This is a genomic window from Agrobacterium larrymoorei, from assembly GCF_030819275.1.
Classification (GTDB): domain Bacteria; phylum Pseudomonadota; class Alphaproteobacteria; order Rhizobiales; family Rhizobiaceae; genus Agrobacterium; species Agrobacterium larrymoorei_B.
The window spans coordinates 768,935-782,926 of sequence record NZ_JAUTBL010000001.1 but is presented as its reverse complement, the minus strand read 5'-3'; the positions used below and the strand labels follow the sequence as shown (position 1 = coordinate 782,926).

Sequence of the window (13,992 nt, the reverse complement as noted above, 5' to 3'; positions counted from 1 at the left end):
CTCGGGCGACGCCATGCCCTTGCCAATATGTTCCGACAGGCAAGGCGACCAAATGCTGCGGAGTGATCATGCCCACCCTTTTCCGTTTCATCTTCATCCTCGCGGCGATTGCCGGCATTGTCTATGGGAGCATGGTGTCGCTTGTCTCGCTGGTGAAGCCGCGCGAGCGGGAAGTCACGGTGCGCATTCCTTCCGAGCGTCTCAACCCGCCCACACCTTGAGGACATAAAGCCATGTCTCGCCAGGATCACGCACGGCTGGAAGGCTTTCTGGAAATGATGAGCGCCGAGCGTGGCGCGGCGATGAACACGCTTGCCTCCTATGAGCGCGACCTCAGCGACCTGATGGAGTTTCTCTCATCTCGCCAGACGTCGTTGACCGAAGCAAGCACAGCCGACCTATCGGCCTATCTCGCTCATCTTTCCGATCAAGGCTTTGCCGCATCCTCGCAGGCGAGGCGCCTTTCCGCGCTCCGGCAGTTCTACAAATTTCTTTATTCGGAGGGTGTTCGAAACGACGACCCAACCGGCATATTGGACGCGCCACGCAAAGGCCGCGCTCTTCCCAAAACCATGAGTGTCGCGAGCGTCACGGCACTTCTGGCCAAAGCTGCGGAAGAGGCGAGCCAAGAGGGGCCTGGACAGCTGGGACGGATCCGAATGCACCTACTGCTAGAACTGCTCTATGCCACGGGCATGCGCGTCAGCGAACTCGTCTCTCTGCCGGCAAAGGTCCTGCGTCACGAAGGCCGTTTCCTCATGATCCGCGGCAAGGGCAATAAGGACCGGGTCGTGTTGTTGTCACGCACGGCAATCGAAGCGATGGAAAGATATGATGAGGCCCGCAAGGCGCTGACACCGAAGGGCAAGCCGCAGGAGGAAAGCCCCTGGCTTTTTCCCGCTGCCAGCAAGGAGGGTCATCTGCCCCGTCAGGTCTTCGGCCGTGACTTGAAGGATATCGCGATCCGCGCAGGATTAACCCCGTCTGCCGTCTCGCCGCATGTGCTTAGGCACGCCTTTGCCAGCCATCTTCTGCAGAACGGCGCGGATCTGCGCGCAGTGCAGGAACTGCTCGGCCATTCGGACATTTCCACGACACAAATATACACACATGTGTTGGAAGAACGCCTTCAAGAGTTGGTTCAAACACACCACCCTCTTGCCAAACAGGGTAAAAACCTTGATTAGAGCGACCGGAACCGCCGGGAGAGCCCGGTCAAACCTTGCGCAAAACGATCGGAAACGGATCTCATGCTCAGCTACCTCGACTTCGAAAAACCCATTTCGGACCTGGAAGGCAAGATTCTTGAACTGAAGAAACTGGCCGCCGAAGACGAGAGCATCGATACGTCCGAGGAAATTTCGCGGCTGGAAGCGCGCGTCAACGATGCGATGCAGGATATCTACTCCAAGCTGAATGCCTGGCAGAAGACGCAGGTCGCGCGCCACCCGCAGCGCCCGCACTTCATCGACTACGCGAGTGCCCTCTTTACCGATTTCACGCCGCTTGCCGGCGACCGCAAGTTTGCCGAAGATGCTGCCATTCAGGCAGGCCTCGGCCGCTTCAACGGCCAGCCGGTCGCCATTATCGGCCAGGAAAAAGGCAACGACACCAAGTCGCGCCTCAAACATAATTTCGGGAGCCCGCGTCCGGAAGGATACCGCAAGGCGATCCGCGTTCTAGAATTGGCCGACCGTTTCTCTCTACCCGTCGTGACGCTCATCGATACAGCTGGCGCCTACCCAGGTGTCGGAGCTGAAGAACGCGGCCAGGCGGAAGCCATCGCGCGCTCGACGGAAATGTGTCTGAACGTCAAGGTGCCGATCGTGTCCGTCGTCATCGGCGAAGGCGGCTCTGGCGGCGCCATCGCGATCGCCACCGGCAACCGTGTCTACATGCTCGAACACGCAATCTACTCGGTGATCTCCCCCGAAGGCGCAGCCTCCATCCTCTGGCGCGATTCGACCCGCGCCAAGGAGGCCGCAACCAACATGAAGATCACCTCAGACGACCTGAAGGCGCTCGGCGTTATCGACGGCATTATCCCAGAGCCAATCGGTGGTGCACACCGCGACCCTTCAAGCGTTATTGCCGCGACCGGCAAAACGATCGAAGCGGCACTGAAGGAGTTGACACCTCAGTCCGGAAGCCAGCTGCGCGCCGAACGTCGTCAGAAGTTTCTGGATATCGGGCGCAGCCTATAATTCACTCGATACTGTTTTTTGTTTGCAAAGGCGCGCCGCTTTCGGTGCGCTTTTTGCTTTCTCGTGGTTCAGCCGAAGTGCGATACCCTTGCCTTCTCGCAAACGTGCTTTTGTCTCGCGTTAATATGTAATATTAGGAATATTTCATATTAACGATGGTAGGAGGCGATGATGTCGGTATTGGCGTCGTTAGGCGATGATTTCCAGTCCCCGCTGAGGCTTTTAGAAAAGCCTTTGGCGTCTGGCATGTCGCGTGAGGTCTACGCGCTCCCAGGTACGAACATGCTGGTAAAGGTGCAGACAAAAATACCGCCACGCCGGTACTTCCAGAAAATCCGGCTGCTGTATCTGGTGCGGCGTTTCTATAAGGCGGTCGTCCCGCTGCGGCGCGAGTTACGAGAATATGAGCGGGTTGCCCAGGAAGGCCCCAGTACCGCGCGCCATCTTCAGCACTTTGCAGGGATCGTTTCCACCAACAAGGGTACGGGCATATTGGTCAAGGCTGTGCGCCGGAAGAACGGTGCGCTTGCCATGACGCTTCAGGATGCGATCGAAAGCGGACAATATAGTCGGGAGACGGACGCAGCGCTTTCGGAGTTCCTCGACTGGCTGATCAAAAGCAACATCGTTGCAGTGGACGTGCACCTGAAGAATATCGTCGTGGACGAGAAGAACGGCGCGCTCGTCCTGATCGACGGGATTGGGGACAAGACCTTCCTCCCCGTTCGTTCATGGTTCTCTTGGTTGAATAGGAACTACAAGAAGCGATTGGCCCGGTCGATCCAATCAGAGGTAGCCCATCGCTTCATGAAACTGGCACTGAGCAATCGCACTCTTCTCTTCCTTCTCATGTTTGCGGGCATGATCGTTGGTATCGATATCTCGGATGGTCACTTGATCGATGGATAGATCTCGGGGTCCGTCATTTTAACCACTGCTGCATTCCGCCATTGTTGGTCGGGTATCAGACTGCCTAAGCGGCTGTTTGTGGGGGATACGGCCACCATAGCCGGGATCACATGAGAGGTTGTTCAATAGTGCCGAACTGAAGACGGCAACCAATCCGTCCCACTCTCCAACTCGTCAAAGTCGGATAGATAGCGCCTGAAAGCGCAATCTTTTCAATGGTGCGGGAAAGATAATGGTGCCCCTTGCCGAAGTCACTGAACCTAGCGTCGCCAAGCACTTACAATTTTGTGGGGCAGCAAATCAAGCACTGAAATCATTATACCTTTTTTTTGAGTTGTCCCACAGCTTTTAAATTCAGTCAGAATTTTCCTGCCACTTGACTCTCTATTAAAATGAGAACATTTGTAGAACAAACGAGAGAATGAGATATGTCGGCCGCTGAAAAAATCATTGTTGTGCAGTTCAAGAAAAACCGTGCTGGAATTGTGCCGGGGGACATTCGTCCGGCGTCAAATGCGGCCTCTGCCGAAAAAATTGCTGCAGCCATGGCACCTAGAAATGTCGGTGTTGCGGCTTATTCCGTTACCGTAGATGAGGAAAGCGGCGATATGGCAAATCCTAGACTTCTCGTTTCGCATGGTCAGATTGCGGACCTGATGCCCGACTAACGCGCAACCGTAATAGCCACCACCACATTTTGACAGCTCTGAAAGAGGAGATCGGAGACGTGCGTCCTACACACAAACAACTCGAAGCTGATCCCGTTGCTCATCTTGTAGCTTGGCATGACGGCGATCATCGTGCTGCGATCAAGACATTGATGGAAGATGTGCGGCACTTAAGGGCGCAACTGGCTTTAGCGACTGCCGCTATGAGTGCCGGATACACTAGAGGATGGGCGCCGACCGAGGAGCGGCAGTAATGCCGAAGCAAGATCACTTTGTGCGCTTCGATGAATGGTGGAACAATCTCGGAGAGCAGAGCAGGGCTGCGCTTGATGAGCGGACCGCACGCATGGCGTTCGTTGCGGGTTGTCGGGTGACTACGAAAACGGCGCCCAAACAGATCCCGGATAGACGCGGCAAGCAGTATCGCTTCCAGTGTGGTCGCTGGAAGGTAACCGTTGTCGCGAAAACTGCTCCCGAGGCAAAAGAAAAGGCCATCGAGGTTCTGGATCGTCGCGCTGAAAAATCTATGATTTCTGCGCCGGTAGGAGGCTGGTATCTATTACCAATAGGTGCTCACAGATGATAGAAGAAAAGCGCGGCGATGGCACCCACGTCAACCACTTTTGCTCAAACCCGGGCTGTACGAAATGGGGCAGCCTCGGCTACTCCCAGAGCAAAATTGATGCGCCACAATGGTGGTGCTGGGAGCATTATCCTTACAAACAGGCCCCGAGCTAATGGATACCATTTACGCCCGCCGAAAACATTATGAAGAACGGCTCGCAGCGGCCCTACGTCAGCTAAACGACGCAATCCGCGACGTACACAAGTCCGGACTGGACGTGGATATCAGCACGGTCGTCATGCATACCCAGCGCGGGCCTATGCTTCAGGTGGATTTATACACCTACAGGCTAGAAGGCTTTCCACCAATTCTTAGTGTTGCGACCGACGAAACTCCGCAATTCTGATAGGCTCTTGGGTGCACAGTACGATCAACGGTTGATGCAACCAAAAATTATGTTAGTAAAGAATCGTAGTTTAGGGTTGCGGGAGTGTTTAGTGACGAAACGCATTAGCATATTTAATAACAAAGGCGGTGTAGGAAAGACAACCTACATGTACCATGTCAGCCATCTTCTTGCTCGCAAAGGTCTTACTGTCCTAATGGTAGATTGCGACAGTCAGTGCAACTTAACGTCTTACGCGATGGCTGATGGGGTGATCCGCAGAGCATGGAGCGATACTGGCAACAGTATCTACCAGAACATTCTTCCCGTATATCGCACGACGGGTGACATTCGAGAGAGAGCGCCCACCAAGGTAAGTCAGTCATACGATTTATTTTTAGTCCCAGGGGATCTCCGTCTCAGCAATTTTGAGGACTTGTTGGGCGATACGTGGAGCTCCGCACGGGGTGGCCAAGAGTCGGCGCTGAGAGCGCAGTCTGCCATACATCGGTACATTGAGTTTGCGGCGGATAAGATCGGCGCCGACTTAGTCTTAATCGACCTTGGGCCGAATTTGGGCGCTCTAAACAGGGCGGTGCTGGCAAGCAGCGACTATTTCATCATGCCTGTTGCTCCGGATCTGTTCTCGATTCAAGGCACAGAAAATCTTGGAAACAAACTGGTCAGCTGGAGGAAGGAATGGGATCAATGTAATGGCTCATCTCAGGTTGCCGACATATCAATACCTCGCGGCGCGCCATCCTATTTGGGCTATGTTGTGCAGATGCACAATCAAAGAGCTGACGGCGTTAGTAGCATGACAGCTGGATGGCGCATATACGGACAACGCTTGGAGCCTGCTATTCGCGAAAACATAGTCAACAAGCTTAATCCGATAGACCAAGTGGTTGTCTGGGAAGATGAGGGCTATAAACTGGGTCAGATACCGAACCTCCACAGCCTCATCCCTTATTCACTCAAAGCTCGCAAACCTGTTTTTGATTGCACTTATTCGGACGGGTTGAGAGGTGAGCATATTGCTCGCGCGGCTCAGTCGGATCGTCACTTTCGTGAGATTGTAGCCACCTTACAGCAAGTCGCGACTTGGTAGCCTTGAGAGATCGGAAACTTACGATTGGATGAGCACTACTCCAGAATGGCCGGGTCCACGTATTTTTCCATCTCTTTAACAACGCATTTTGTCATCGCGGAATACGGAGCCGAGGGACTTGTTTCGGTGTCTACAAAATCTGAGTAGATAGCCTTTCTCACTGAGAGAGGAAGGGATCCGTTTTGTATCTGATGATAAATCTTCATGATGCCGTCGAGTTGCCGATTTCGCATCTCGACAAGCTCTGGACGGTGGAGCTTTAGTATGATGCGGGTAGCTACTCCTCTAGCTGAATCAGCCCTTGCGAACACTAGCCCTCCCAGGAAAAAAAGGTGGTCTTCCGGGTTAGTCGCGTACGGATCTATTATGTTTTCAGTTTTTGGGTCCAAATCGGACTTGTTCTGATTGCAAACCTCACAAGCGAGTGTGAGGTTACTCCACTCAAAGGTGAGGGCAGGATCTAACGATTTAGGGACTATGTGCTCGACATCACCGTGGTGGATATGCTGCAGTTTGCTTTCGCAATAGGCGCATTTTCCATTAGTCTCTCGAACCAGGACGGCCTTAATCATCGCGTGCCGATATCGGGTTTTCACTGTACCTGTTGGTTTCTCGTTTGCGGCGATACGCGCTAGCAGCGTTGTTTTCCAAAGCTCTCCATTCTTGACAAGGAGCGCCGGTGGGTCGAGTTTTTCCAGTTTGATCATTGGCGCTGAGCAATCCGAGTTAGCGCGTCCGAGTAGTAATCGCCCAATCCGACTTCTGCCAGTTCCCCTCTAAGTCGTCGTATTTGCTCCAAATCCATCTCGTCGATAACGTACTGACCTACTATCTTGTCCAGCTGATTTTCAGCCCAAAGTGGCAATGTGACAGGCACGCCCAAGACGCTTTGCAATATCTCGCTGGCTGTGCCTGCTTTGTCATAATGATCGAGGCGTTGGGAGTAAACTGTCCGCCTCGGGCCCAAAGTCTCAAGTCCATCAAGATATCGCAGAACATAGACCCAAGAATCCTTGACTGAAGAAACCACGAATGGGCTATGCGTGGCCACAATGAATTGCGCATTTGGGAACGCCTCGATAAGATTCGATATAATCACTCTCTGCATCGACGGGTGAAGGTGGTTTTCCGGTTCGTCTAGCACGGCTACAAACGCGTCTTTTCCGCGAGAATAAAGGAAAATTTGCCACGCTAAGTCTATCAATGCCATAAGACCTCCGGATGCGCCGTCAAGTACAAATTCTCCTGTTCGTGTTACCATTACCACGTCCGGAACTCTTATACTGATGTCCAAAAAACCAATCGTAGATGGCAATACTTTTGCAAGCATCTGCTTAAAGTCTTCGTAGTCCCTTTCCGTCTTCTCGTTTCCTAAGACATTCTTGTTGCCGGGCCCAAAGGTCGCCATCGAAATTATGGCTTCTTTTATGCGGTAAATAGGACTGTACTGGGTGTACGAGTTATTTAGCTTGTTCAGCACTTCTTGATGGTACTGTTGATAAGCTTGCTCGACGGATATACCGCTAGTCGGAATGGATGCGATGGGCTGGTAATTGCTCACAGGGCGATGTGAATTTATGAATAATCCGGGTACTGCCTGATGGCTTGAGAAATGAGCCGAATATGTCGCCGAATTTTGTTTCGGCACCAGAATGCGGCTCTCATTGCCGCTCGTGTAACTCACCGCGCCGACATCATCCCAATTGGGATCATTGCTGGGATCGTTTGCGCGCCGCTTACCAAAAAAGCCGCTCATGTATGAGAAAAGGCCAGCCTTATTCTGAGTGGGCGTCGCCAGAAGCGGCATGTTGAAGCCAAAGTGCTGCGCGAGCAGCCTAAGTATCGTGCTTTTGCCCGCGCCGTTCGCACCGGCCAAAACAGTAAGCTGAGGATGCAAATCAATCTCAACTTTCGAAAACTGCCGCCAGTTGGTTATCTCTAGGCGCTCGAAATGCATGGGATGATACTCTTAACAGGCTGAAACGAGTTGGCGATGCGACCATAGATTGATGTGAAATTATTTCAAGAACTTTGCTCTTTCCGATTGCCCACTTGTGTTTCGTACAAAACCAGCTTGCAGCGGTCAGAAACGCAGAAAGCCGCCCACATCACTCCGGACGGCTTTTCCTATCGTCCTATGATGAGGGTACCGATCCGCTTGAGCACGTCCGCGAAGGTCACACCCAAGAACATTGCGCCGATACCCATCATGGTGAACGCACCGACCCCCATCAGCTTCCAGCGCTTGAGGTCGTCTGTGTGCGGCTTCATTTCGGTCACGTCTTCCTTGACTATAGCCACAGTCTGTTCGACCTCGCCGACACGATTTACCATCTCGTCAAGCCGCCTGTGAACAACCGCCCGGCTTTCGTCAGCCTTGTCTTCAGAGCGCCGAGCCTGCTCTTCCACGCGCTGCACGGACTCCTTTAATGCGACCTGCATCGCCAGCATCTCGCCTATTTTTTGATGCAACGACGCATCGAACTCGAACGGCGGCATGACCGGTAAATCCTTTCTTTCGATCTGGTCCAGCTTACTTCCGGCAGGCCGGGTCTCTGCTGCACTGTTGATTGTTGGCGTAGATCGCAGGCCCAGCCGTCGCATCGAGCGCTGCAAGGCGCGCGGCCTGCGGGTCAGAAAACCGAGTCATCGAATAGCCGGCACCTTCAGTCGCAGGCGCTGTCTGGCAAGCCGCTATCCCGCATGAAAGCAAGGCAACGATGGCGAGGCGTAAGGCTGCGAAAGGTCGCATTGTTTTTCTCCAGTTGAGTGACGCGATCCAGCGCGTTTTTTGCGGCTTCGATGTGCATGGCGGCGCGCGCCATAGACGCGCCGTTATGCTTGCCGAGGAGGTAGGAACCTGCAGCCAGCGCAGCCGCGCCCAGCAGGCCAACAGCCGTGATTTTGAGCCATGTCGGCATGAGCATCAGGACATCCCCCGAACCTGCGCATCGACCTTCTTCACGTCCACACTCTTGCGCCACAGCAAAAAGAGGCCAAGAAGCCCGAACGCGACCAGTACAAGGGCAAGGTTCTGCCAAGGCATTGTCCCGACCGCCGCCAGCCCCGAGGAAAGCCCACCGCCCGTAACGGCCGGAACAATAACCTCCTTCGATTTCCACCACGGCGCTTCCATGCTAGGGGGAATGACCGCGACCGGCACGGCCTCGGTCACAGGCGCGGCCTTGACGGGGTTAGGACCGTTGCTCTTAGGCGAAACGTCCACAAGCGCCAAGTGGATGGCCGCACGCGTCTGCGGGCCGTCCAGACCATCAAGATTGCCCTTGTAATAGCCTGCGGCCTTGGCCTTGCCCTGAAAACCGCGAATGTCGGTCGGATTGAAGCCGAGAACGACCAGGCCGAGGCGGGTGTAATAGGCCAGCCGGTCGGCATAGCCGTTCAATCCGCCATTGATTTTACGGGTGATCATTTCCGGGTCGTTGCGGTCCGCATAGCGGTTGAGGCTGCGATGATCGGGATTGCCTTCGTCCCAATACCAGATCGCGGATGAGCCTTCCCAAGGGTCGGTGTTGATCAGGTCGGGATTGGTAACGAAATCAGGCGGGTTCAAGCCCATGCGCTTGCACCACTCATAGAACGCGCGGATGTTATAGCCGCCCGTTACCTGAATAGGGCCGCGCCCCCGGTTCTTGTAGCCGTCACCATCCGCTTCCAGCGTGTTTCCGAGATCCGTGCGGGTGTCGTACCGGGCCTGCGATGGCGTTGGCCCCCAGATTTCGCGGTCATACCGAAACTCGCCGCTTTCGTGCATGAGCTGCGCCAGGAACGCCACCGTGCGGTGGAGGAGATCGAGACCAAAAGTTTTGCCATAGTCATCGAGTGCGACCATGACAGAGTTGAGATTGCTTTCAAGAACGCGCGACTTCGCAGCCGCCCGCACGTGGTCGGCAGTGACCTTTGCCATAACGATGTTCCTATTTGTTGAAAGAGATCGCAGGCATTCGAAAAGAGCTGCGATGGTTTTGGGCGAAAGCGTACAAGCCTCGCGCAATGAAGATGATGCTAATTTATCTTAGCAGATAGTTTTCGCTGCAAAACTGACAGCAGCGGGCTTTTTCTTGGTTGCACGCATTGATGTTTGCCGCGCTCGAAGGCAGCTGTTTTCTATTATGGTTCTTTGCCTGAAGCCGGGGAGGGTCTTGCTTCATGTTCAAGCTCATCAAAGCGATATTTCTCGGAGTAGGAACCATTCTACTCTGTGGCTTTTCCCTGTTGATCGTTCTTTCAGGCATCGGGATCTATTCGGAGGGCGGTAGCTACGAAACATTCATGAAATGCCAGATGCGGCGGATCGAGGCCAAAGTCTCAGACGATATCGCGAATGTTCATACTGACTACTGCATGTACTCCGAGGGATACCGCAGGGCTAAATGCGAAAGTGATCTCCCATACCTACCGTCGTGCTACGTATCCAAATGGTTTGCGTGGATTTAGTCGGTGAACGCGCTACCTATGTACTTGAAGGCCATACGAGCTGCGGCAATTCGGCCAGAAATTCTTCCACCGTCGGAATAGCTCGCTCACCAGCCACAACCTTATCCAGTTCGTCGGTGGCGTAAGTCCACACGGCAGAGCGCCAGGCGAACAGCGCCGCCGCTTCGGCCGCAAATTTCGGGTTAGGATCATCCCTATATGAAATCGCGGTGTGGATGCTGTCATACCGGCGTTGACTGGCAGTAGCGTCTAAGTGCGTCTGAATGGCACCCGTGAACTTCTTCTGAAGGGTGGCGCGTTGCTGTTGCGCCTCTTGCTCAGCGGTGATGATGATCGAAGCGTCAGGCGTCCACATTAATCTGCTCCCCCGATTGACCGGCTAACTCGTCTAGCGCTGCACGAACGTCCGGCGAGATCTCACCGCTACTTGTATCCGGCTCTTCCTCAGAGGGCGGAGGGTCTGGCACAAACTCAATTGTTGTCACCGGATCGACCCGCCACTCATAGCAAGTCGTGCTGATCTTGCGCCCACCTTCCACGACTTCTTCCGATGTCGTCGAGTACGGAGAGAACGGCAGGTCGATAACACCATCAGGCGGGTTTTCGAGAGGGGAGGGAAATGCGACACACTCGGCAGGGTCAGAGCCATGGGGCAGAACGAGGCAAATATGCAGATCGCCATTGATGCGCCTTACGTCATCGCAAATCCATCCACCGGGTATGTCAGACAACTTTATCGTCCCGCCTTCAGGCAAGGGACCGAAATTTAGTAGATCGCCATTGATGCGCAGCCGATCGCCATTCTTTTCGACGATGAGAGTGTCGTTAAGGCGGATAGGAGAAAGGGAGATTTTCATTAGTACCACCTTCCGACTGCGGTGATGTAAACGGTTCCTGCGTAGCTATGCGCAGCGTTGTCTCGATTGGAGATGGCTACGCCGCCGACACCTACGTTGCCACCGCCCTCTGATCCTACCGATAGCGTATGAGACCAAGAACCATCGTATGAAAGCGACCTGCTTGGGGATGCAACGAACGACGCAGCATAGTTGAAGCTACCAAGTGAAATAGCTTCTCCCGCCGCTAAGGTAGGGTTTCCGGTAGCGACTGACCTCGTGCAAATCTGCGTTCCATCAGCGAGGCGGACATATTCACCGTTGGCGTTGCTGCCGCGCTCGTCCGAAATCAGACGCCACGGACCCCATGCACCATTGGCTGCCCTAACCCTTCGATAGCCAATATTGAAATTGTCGTTCCACGCCTCTTGATGAATAGTGCTGTCAAAGCGCGTGACAATCACGAACCAGTAAGTGCCAGACACGGGCGGGTTAGCCGCCGCAGGTCCAGCTTTGTAAAAACCGTTCTCAACAGCGTCATTGAAGTTTGACGAAATAAGTGATGAGTCCGCCCTCAGTCTCGCGGGCAACTGAGCGTCCGCTATGATTTGGGACAGTCGATTATAGCGACCATCAAGCGCGGACTGCCCGCTGTAATCTCGCTCCCAGGCTTGCCATGTTCCATTGACGAGAAGCCTCACGAAGCTTCTATTCTCGAAAAACGATGTAGCCGTTTGCTTCCCCCACGAGCCACCCTCATCCATGTCATTGACGTACAAAAACCAAGCCGCAGAAGCGTTCTCTGGAGAACCTTCGATGTTCTCCCCATAAGCCCAACCAGACTTTCTGAATTGGTTTGCTGATTGGATTAACTTTGAATTCAAGCGAGTTGGGAGTTGGCCATCGGGTAGCTGACCACCCGCCAAAAGCGTCCGAGCGGCTGCGTTAAAATCAGCAAGCGCACCAGCTCCACCCGCGCCGAAATACGGCAATTTGTCAGCAGCAGGCTGCAAGCCTGACAGCTCGCTGATAGCATCGCTACGCATCTCATTGAGCAGCGAAGCGAGCTTGATGGCGTTTTCCGTCGCCTGCCTTTCGAACGAGCCGTCGCGCACCAGGGCATAGCTGTAGGTCCCGTTTGCGCCCTGCCATGGAATAGCGGCCATGATTTTTGTGTTGTCGTCGACCGTGGCGATAGGAAGAGACATAGCCCCGACATTCGGGACGTTCACGAAGATGATGCCGCCGACGATCAGCGCGGCTTTCCAAGCGGTATCAATGCCGGTGACTTCGGCAGACCCCTTGGCAAGCGTAATGGTGCCGGACGTGTAAGGTACGGTCATGGGTTATCCTTTTTTGGGAATGCCGAAGATGTAATAGCGAATGCCCAACACTTCGTCGGGATAGACGGTATCGAGACGCCAGCCGCTTCGGTCGGAGTAGTACCAGAAGTAATATTTCGGTCGGCCGCGATAGCTGTGGAACGCCACGTTGTTGGCTGTCACGCGGGCATAGGTCGTATCCCCGGTCTCGAACCAGTCGTTGCCATTTAGCTTTGACATCGAGACCGTCGCGGGCCTGACGCAGCCTTGGTATGCCTCAATGGTAAAGGGGCCGGACGAGGCCGACCGACCAGCCGTTGTGACCATCATCTTGATGAAGGGAAAATACCCCTCGGTATTGATCGGAACGTTTTTGACTTGCGCCCCAGCTTCCACCGTGAAGTAGCCTTCAGCGAGTATCCGCAAGGCGGGCCAACGGCTATCGATAACGATGTCTGAAAACGCCGGAGGATTTGCAGCGCCGGGCCGCAAAAACTGCACGACATTTTCGCCATTCACTTCGAATTGCCGGAAGACATCGTTATCGCCAACGGTCTGGCTTACCTGATCATTGACGATGACGACAAACCGCGCACGGCATGCAATCCCGCTGTTCTGGAATTGGATGCGGTCAGAGAGCAAACGCCATTGCGCCCCGACTGGCGAAGTGCGCGGGAGAGCTGGGTAAACCAGTTCGTCACCCGTGTAGTATTGCACATCGCAAACGCTGTTTATCGGTATTGGAACCGACAACATGTATTCGCTGGCGCCGACAGGAATTGCGATATCATCCGCCGCCACAATCTTTGTCGGCCGTATGCTCGAGGACACCGCCAGTTGAGCATCGGTCGCCACATCGACATCGAAACCCGGCTTTGCCACCCTCAAGCCATTCTTGTTGATGGTGATTGACCTTTGACCAGGCTGTGACGCAAGCGGCGCGGGCAGGGGAGTAATATCTCCTGGCAGGTTCCAAACAACCACGTCCGCGTAAGTGCCAGGAACAAGAGAGACCTGGCCGTCATTGCTCAGCGCGTTCATGAAATGCAGGAGGGCGGGATAGGTCGTTACGCCATTACCCCAGCCGTCCCAGCCGGTCACGTTGGTGCTGTGATTGATCTTCCATCCCGCCTCACCATACCGGGAGCCGGGATAGTGCAGGCGGCAGTAGCCCACAGCGCTGTTTTGCCGAGATTGGTATTCATAGTAGTGCTGCGCGCCTTGCGTATACCAGCCGGTGAACTGGTTTTTGACGACGAAGTCAGTCAGCGGAACGTTGAAATCGAGCCCGGGAAATGCGGCTTTCTGGTAGTGGTAGACGCTCCACTTTCCCCGGTAGTCGTAGCGGTAGCGCTCGAAGTTGTACTGGTTAGCGCTGGCAGGCTGCACGGTGGCATCGGCATCAGACGTTTTATCGACGCGGCTTAACCGCGTCTGGATGGTGTCTTTGCTGTTGAACAAGAAAGCGCCGGGGCATACTGTCCGGCGTGGTTATAGGGTCGAGGTCTCCGCGCACAATTTTGATGCACGGAGCGCC

Annotated in this window: 18 protein-coding genes; 9 read left to right on the top strand and 9 right to left on the bottom strand. The window is 54.4% G+C overall.

All coding sequences use genetic code 11. From position 1 onward, the window contains the following. The first annotated feature begins 68 nt into the window (after positions 1-68). The 9 genes from QE408_RS03615 (at position 69) to QE408_RS03575 (ending at position 5,842) form a co-directional block, all read left to right on the top strand. Entirely contained in the window at positions 69-221 is a 153-nt protein-coding gene (locus QE408_RS03615) for a hypothetical protein (RefSeq protein WP_306928620.1), read from the top strand. Positions 222-233: 12 nt separating this feature from the next. Continuing rightward, on the top strand, positions 234-1,187 hold the full coding sequence (gene xerD, locus QE408_RS03610) for a site-specific tyrosine recombinase XerD (RefSeq protein WP_306928618.1): 954 nt from the start codon (positions 234-236) through the stop codon (positions 1,185-1,187). 63 nt (positions 1,188-1,250) lie between these two features. Further along, positions 1,251-2,204: an acetyl-CoA carboxylase carboxyltransferase subunit alpha gene (locus tag QE408_RS03605; RefSeq protein ID WP_306928616.1), complete on the top strand. Its 954-nt coding sequence runs from the start codon at positions 1,251-1,253 to the stop codon at positions 2,202-2,204. A gap of 168 nt (positions 2,205-2,372) precedes the next feature. After that, positions 2,373-3,113 (top strand): YrbL family protein, encoded by a 741-nt coding sequence (locus tag QE408_RS03600; protein WP_306928614.1) that lies wholly within the window; start codon positions 2,373-2,375, stop codon positions 3,111-3,113. Between the two features lie 428 nt (positions 3,114-3,541). Further along, positions 3,542-3,781, top strand: a complete 240-nt coding sequence (locus QE408_RS03595; protein WP_306928612.1) for a hypothetical protein — start codon at positions 3,542-3,544, stop codon at positions 3,779-3,781. 59 nt (positions 3,782-3,840) lie between these two features. Continuing rightward, positions 3,841-4,035, top strand: a complete 195-nt coding sequence (locus tag QE408_RS03590) for a dehydrogenase (RefSeq protein ID WP_306928610.1) — start codon at positions 3,841-3,843, stop codon at positions 4,033-4,035. Continuing rightward, entirely contained in the window at positions 4,035-4,364 is a 330-nt protein-coding gene (locus QE408_RS03585; protein ID WP_306928608.1) for a hypothetical protein, read from the top strand. Before QE408_RS03590 ends, QE408_RS03585 begins: the two co-directional genes overlap by 1 nt. Positions 4,365-4,518: 154 nt before the next feature. Continuing rightward, positions 4,519-4,752, top strand: coding sequence for a hypothetical protein (locus QE408_RS03580; RefSeq protein ID WP_306928606.1), 234 nt, complete (start codon positions 4,519-4,521; stop codon positions 4,750-4,752). A gap of 91 nt (positions 4,753-4,843) precedes the next feature. After that, positions 4,844-5,842, top strand: coding sequence for a ParA family protein (locus QE408_RS03575; protein ID WP_306928604.1), 999 nt, complete (start codon positions 4,844-4,846; stop codon positions 5,840-5,842). Between the two features lie 35 nt (positions 5,843-5,877). Here QE408_RS03575 and QE408_RS03570 read toward each other — a convergent pair whose 3' ends face one another. The 9 genes from QE408_RS03570 to QE408_RS03530 all read right to left on the bottom strand — a co-directional run bounded on the left by QE408_RS03570 (position 5,878) and on the right by QE408_RS03530 (position 13,916). Continuing rightward, positions 5,878-6,549: an HNH endonuclease gene (locus tag QE408_RS03570; RefSeq protein WP_306928602.1), complete on the bottom strand. Its 672-nt coding sequence runs from the start codon at positions 6,547-6,549 to the stop codon at positions 5,878-5,880. Beyond that, positions 6,546-7,799 carry an AAA family ATPase gene (locus QE408_RS03565; protein ID WP_306928600.1) on the bottom strand — a complete coding sequence of 418 codons (1,254 nt, stop codon included), beginning with the start codon at positions 7,797-7,799 and terminating at the stop codon, positions 6,546-6,548. The genes QE408_RS03570 and QE408_RS03565 overlap by 4 nt, the downstream gene beginning before the upstream one ends. Before the next feature lie 170 nt (positions 7,800-7,969). Then, positions 7,970-8,341: a DUF1515 family protein gene (locus QE408_RS03560; RefSeq protein WP_306928599.1), complete on the bottom strand. Its 372-nt coding sequence runs from the start codon at positions 8,339-8,341 to the stop codon at positions 7,970-7,972. A gap of 167 nt (positions 8,342-8,508) precedes the next feature. Beyond that, the gene (locus tag QE408_RS03555; RefSeq protein WP_306928597.1) at positions 8,509-8,769 is read right to left on the bottom strand and encodes a hypothetical protein; all 261 of its coding nucleotides are present in this window, start codon (positions 8,767-8,769) and stop codon (positions 8,509-8,511) included. After that, positions 8,769-9,767 carry a glycoside hydrolase family 19 protein gene (locus QE408_RS03550; RefSeq protein WP_306928595.1) on the bottom strand — a complete coding sequence of 333 codons (999 nt, stop codon included), beginning with the start codon at positions 9,765-9,767 and terminating at the stop codon, positions 8,769-8,771. Before QE408_RS03550 ends, QE408_RS03555 begins: the two co-directional genes overlap by 1 nt. A 546-nt stretch (positions 9,768-10,313) precedes the next feature. Continuing rightward, on the bottom strand, positions 10,314-10,652 hold the full coding sequence (locus QE408_RS03545) for a hypothetical protein (RefSeq protein ID WP_306928593.1): 339 nt from the start codon (positions 10,650-10,652) through the stop codon (positions 10,314-10,316). Continuing rightward, positions 10,639-11,154, bottom strand: a complete 516-nt coding sequence (locus QE408_RS03540; RefSeq protein ID WP_306928590.1) for a hypothetical protein — start codon at positions 11,152-11,154, stop codon at positions 10,639-10,641. Before QE408_RS03540 ends, QE408_RS03545 begins: the two co-directional genes overlap by 14 nt. Then, entirely contained in the window at positions 11,154-12,476 is a 1,323-nt protein-coding gene (locus tag QE408_RS03535; protein ID WP_306928588.1) for a pyocin knob domain-containing protein, read from the bottom strand. The genes QE408_RS03540 and QE408_RS03535 overlap by 1 nt, the downstream gene beginning before the upstream one ends. A gap of 3 nt (positions 12,477-12,479) precedes the next feature. Then, positions 12,480-13,916 carry a hypothetical protein gene (locus tag QE408_RS03530; RefSeq protein WP_306928586.1) on the bottom strand — a complete coding sequence of 479 codons (1,437 nt, stop codon included), beginning with the start codon at positions 13,914-13,916 and terminating at the stop codon, positions 12,480-12,482. Between the last annotated feature and the right edge of the window lie 76 nt (positions 13,917-13,992).

Coding starts and splice junctions, on each gene's coding strand:
- QE408_RS03615 (WP_306928620.1), top strand. CDS start 69: ATGCCCACCCTTTTCCGTTTCATCTTCATCCTCGCGGCGATTGCCGGC.
- xerD (WP_306928618.1), top strand. CDS start 234: ATGTCTCGCCAGGATCACGCACGGCTGGAAGGCTTTCTGGAAATGATG.
- QE408_RS03605 (WP_306928616.1), top strand. CDS start 1,251: ATGCTCAGCTACCTCGACTTCGAAAAACCCATTTCGGACCTGGAAGGC.
- QE408_RS03600 (WP_306928614.1), top strand. CDS start 2,373: ATGATGTCGGTATTGGCGTCGTTAGGCGATGATTTCCAGTCCCCGCTG.
- QE408_RS03595 (WP_306928612.1), top strand. CDS start 3,542: ATGTCGGCCGCTGAAAAAATCATTGTTGTGCAGTTCAAGAAAAACCGT.
- QE408_RS03585 (WP_306928608.1), top strand. CDS start 4,035: ATGCCGAAGCAAGATCACTTTGTGCGCTTCGATGAATGGTGGAACAAT.
- QE408_RS03580 (WP_306928606.1), top strand. CDS start 4,519: ATGGATACCATTTACGCCCGCCGAAAACATTATGAAGAACGGCTCGCA.
- QE408_RS03570 (WP_306928602.1), bottom strand. CDS start 6,549: ATGATCAAACTGGAAAAACTCGACCCACCGGCGCTCCTTGTCAAGAAT.
- QE408_RS03565 (WP_306928600.1), bottom strand. CDS start 7,799: ATGCATTTCGAGCGCCTAGAGATAACCAACTGGCGGCAGTTTTCGAAA.
- QE408_RS03560 (WP_306928599.1), bottom strand. CDS start 8,341: ATGCCGCCGTTCGAGTTCGATGCGTCGTTGCATCAAAAAATAGGCGAG.
- QE408_RS03555 (WP_306928597.1), bottom strand. CDS start 8,769: ATGCTCATGCCGACATGGCTCAAAATCACGGCTGTTGGCCTGCTGGGC.
- QE408_RS03550 (WP_306928595.1), bottom strand. CDS start 9,767: ATGGCAAAGGTCACTGCCGACCACGTGCGGGCGGCTGCGAAGTCGCGC.
- QE408_RS03545 (WP_306928593.1), bottom strand. CDS start 10,652: ATGTGGACGCCTGACGCTTCGATCATCATCACCGCTGAGCAAGAGGCG.
- QE408_RS03540 (WP_306928590.1), bottom strand. CDS start 11,154: ATGAAAATCTCCCTTTCTCCTATCCGCCTTAACGACACTCTCATCGTC.
- QE408_RS03535 (WP_306928588.1), bottom strand. CDS start 12,476: ATGACCGTACCTTACACGTCCGGCACCATTACGCTTGCCAAGGGGTCT.